The organism is Vibrio sp. 10N.222.46.A1, assembly GCF_041473595.1.
Taxonomy (GTDB): domain Bacteria; phylum Pseudomonadota; class Gammaproteobacteria; order Enterobacterales; family Vibrionaceae; genus Vibrio; species Vibrio tasmaniensis_A.
On sequence record NZ_JBFRSN010000118.1, the window covers coordinates 1 to 3,613 of the forward strand.

The following is a 3,613-nucleotide window of genomic DNA, read 5'->3' on the forward strand; positions in this document are numbered from 1 at the left end:
ATTCTATCTTTTATTATTGGACAGTTTAATTAATCCACGAACTTATTAAAATAATAGATATTTACAAAAGAGTTAACTATGGAGACGCATGTTTCAACTGCTCATCCAAGTTAAGTACCGTCAAAGCATTACTTACGCTGGTTGCAATCACGTCTACTACGCCGGTTCTTAATGCACCTAATAAAGCTAATGGCTTACTGTTCTCGGCAGCGATGGCAATTACCTCAGCGATTGGGCGGAACTCTTCCAGGCCTAAGCCGATGACTCGGTCACTCATCACAGTGTTTGCGGCTTTGCCGTGTACATCAAAAAAGTCATAACCCGCAAAGTCACCGACCACGCCTTGTAGTAAACGAGATTGGACGACCTCTCCCGCCGTAAACCAACCTAGGTCGACCATGTAGCTGTTTTCACTCATATCACCAATACCCACTAATGCAACATCGGCTTTTCGGGCAAGATCGAGCGTTTGCTTGACGGTGCTATTTTCCATGAACGCAGATTTTTGTGCTTTGTTTTCAGCATAAGCAGGCGCGTACAAGGTTTCAGAAGATCCACCGTATTTCTTGGCGAGTTGTCTACATATATGATCGGCATTAAACATACCGCCTCTAGGGTGAATACCGCCGATACCACACACAAATTTACAGTCACGTGGCGTAATGACGCCAGTGTGGTGAGCAACAGACGATACGTTCCGCCCTTGTCCTACTGTCACCACCATGCCGTTTTTCAGTGTACTGGTAAGATAGTTAGACACTAAACCAGCAACCTGTAATCGCTGCTTCTCTTCATTTGGTTGGTCTAGTGCCACAAGCGCACGCTTCACACCAAACCGTTCGATCAAACGTTGCTCGATCTTCGCACTAAAGACGGGGTGATATTTCACGGTGATCTCAACAATGCCCTCATCTCTGGCTTGCTTGAGCATTCGACCAACCTTTGCACGAGAGATAGAGTACTTTTTAGATATCTCTTCTTGCGTGGCACCATCTTGATAATAAGCAACCGCTACTTCAGTGAGGAGATCAGTGTTTTCTTCGGAAACATCTTGGATATTCTTACTCATATACCACTCAACCAATATTTAACAATTATTTTACCTGCTTGAAGAACAAGTGTTCGATGCTTAAGCAAGTGATACACAAGTTTACACCCCGAACATATGTAACAGCAAGGTACATTTGCTCATCGCCATAACCATGGTTTTGTTGTTGATTAATTCACCTCACTTTGCTCGTTAAACGTTTGCTTGCATACCCCATGATTACTAGAGCGAAATATATTTGACTGAAGTCACCATACAGCACTATTTACCGTTGACTTTGGGGCTAGATCGGATAAATATGGCTACATCATTTACTCATCGAGCGATCAAATGTTCTGTGCAAATGTTCGTTCGGAGAAAAATTTAAATTAATGTAAGTTTGGCTCACTGGTACAACCATTGAGAACTTCATTAGTTAGCTTGCAAATGCCCGCACCTCTCCCATTAATGAGGTGTTATGCGATACATAGGATGATCAAAATGAGCAATAAATTAGAGCAACTTCGTAAACTAACAACTGTTGTAGCTGACACTGGCGATATCGAAGCTATCAGCAAGTACACTCCTGAAGATGCAACAACTAACCCATCTCTAATTCTTAAAGCTGCTCAAATTGCTGAGTACGCTCCTCTAATCGATGCTTCTATCGAATACGCAAAAGCGCAAAGCGGCGATAAAGCACAGCAAGTTCAAGATACTTGCGACATGCTTAACGTGAACATCGGTAAAGAAATCCTGAAAGTTGTACCTGGCCGTATCTCTACTGAAGTAGATGCTCGTCTTTCTTACGACATGGAAGGCAGCGTTGCTAAAGCTCGTCAACTTATCAAAATGTACAACGACGCTGGCATCACTAACGACCGCATCCTTATCAAACTGGCTTCTACTTGGGAAGGTATCCGTGCTGCTGAAATCCTAGAGAAAGAAGGCATCAACTGTAACCTAACGCTTCTATTCTCTTTCGCTCAAGCTCGTGCTTGTGCTGAAGCTGGCGTATTCCTAATCTCTCCTTTCGTAGGTCGCATCATGGACTGGTACAAAGCGAAAGAAGGTCGTGATTTCGAAGCTTCAGAAGATCCAGGCGTAATCTCAGTTTCAGATATCTACAACTACTACAAAGACCACGGCTACAAAACTGTTGTTATGGGCGCAAGCTTCCGTAACATCGGCGAGATCCTTGAACTTGCTGGTTGTGACCGTCTAACTATCGCTCCTCAACTTCTAGCTGACCTAGAAGCAGCAGAAGGCGAAGTAGTAGAGAAGCTTATCGACTCTAACGGTACTAAAGAGCGTCCAGCAGCGATGACTCACGCTGAGTTCCTATGGGACCACAACCAAGATGCAATGGCTGTTGAGAAACTGGCTGAAGGCATCCGCAACTTCGCCGTTGACCAAGGCAAACTAGAAGACATGATCGCAGCTAAGCTGTAATCACTCTTACCAAATTCAAATAGGGGAACGTTCAGTTCCCCTACTTTTATCAATTTTGTTTTTCTTAATTTTTATTCGGAAGTTCTTATGAATCGCAAACATCTAGCTAACGCTATTCGTGCTCTAAGCATGGACGGCGTACAACAAGCAAACTCTGGTCACCCAGGCGCACCTATGGGTATGGCTGACATCGCTGAAGTACTTTGGCGTTCTCACCTAAACCACAACCCAGCAAACCCAGAGTGGGCTGACCGCGACCGTTTTATCCTGTCTAACGGCCACGGCTCAATGCTGATTTACTCTCTGCTTCACCTAGCAGGTTACGAGCTTTCAATTGAAGACCTTAAGAACTTCCGTCAACTGCACTCTAAGACTCCAGGTCACCCAGAGTACGGCTACGCACCAGGCATCGAAACAACGACTGGTCCTCTAGGTCAAGGCATTACTAACGCTGTTGGTATGGCTATGGCTGAGAAAGCGCTAGCTGCACAGTTCAACAAAGAAGGCCACGACATCGTAGACCACTACACTTATGCATTCATGGGTGATGGCTGTCTGATGGAAGGTATTTCTCACGAAGCATGTTCTCTAGCAGGCACGCTAGGCCTTGGTAAGCTGGTTGCTTTCTGGGATGACAACGGTATCTCTATCGATGGCGAAGTTGAAGGTTGGTTCTCTGACGATACACCTAAGCGTTTCGAAGCTTACGGCTGGCACGTAATCCCAGCAGTAGATGGCCACGACTCTGACGCTATCAACGCAGCGATTGAAGCGGCTAAAGCAGATCCTCGCCCTACTCTAATCTGTACTAAAACAGTAATTGGCTTTGGTTCTCCAAACAAAGCAGGTACGCACGACTGTCACGGTGCACCACTAGGCGCTGAAGAAATTGCAGCAACACGTAAAGAATTAGGTTGGGAGCACGGTCCTTTTGAAATTCCGTCGGAAGTTTACTCAGAGTGGGATGCGAAAGAAGCAGGCGCAGCTAAGGAAGCAGCGTGGAACGAGAAACTTGCAGCTTATGAAGCAGCATACCCTGAGCTGGCAGCTGAATTCAAACGCCGCGTAAACGGTGACCTACCAGCTGAGTGGGAAGAGAAAGCATCGGCAATCATCGCTGATCTTCAAGCTAAC

General features: G+C 45.5%; 2 protein-coding genes and 1 pseudogene. 2 read left to right on the forward strand and 1 reads right to left on the reverse strand.

The genetic code is table 11. The features are described from left to right. Window positions 1-76: 76 nt before the first annotated feature. A complete protein-coding gene (locus AB4496_RS04305; protein WP_009845570.1) occupies window positions 77-1,069 on the reverse strand; it encodes a sugar-binding transcriptional regulator in 993 nt (330 codons plus the stop codon). A 459-nt stretch (window positions 1,070-1,528) separates the two neighbouring features. Between AB4496_RS04305 and tal the strand changes: the two genes are divergently transcribed. Next, window positions 1,529-2,479 (forward strand): transaldolase, encoded by a 951-nt coding sequence (gene tal, locus AB4496_RS04310; RefSeq protein WP_009845571.1) that lies wholly within the window; start codon window positions 1,529-1,531, stop codon window positions 2,477-2,479. Window positions 2,480-2,566: 87 nt separating this feature from the next. Next, window positions 2,567-3,613 (forward strand): annotated as a pseudogene (locus AB4496_RS04315) (transketolase); the annotation flags it as partial.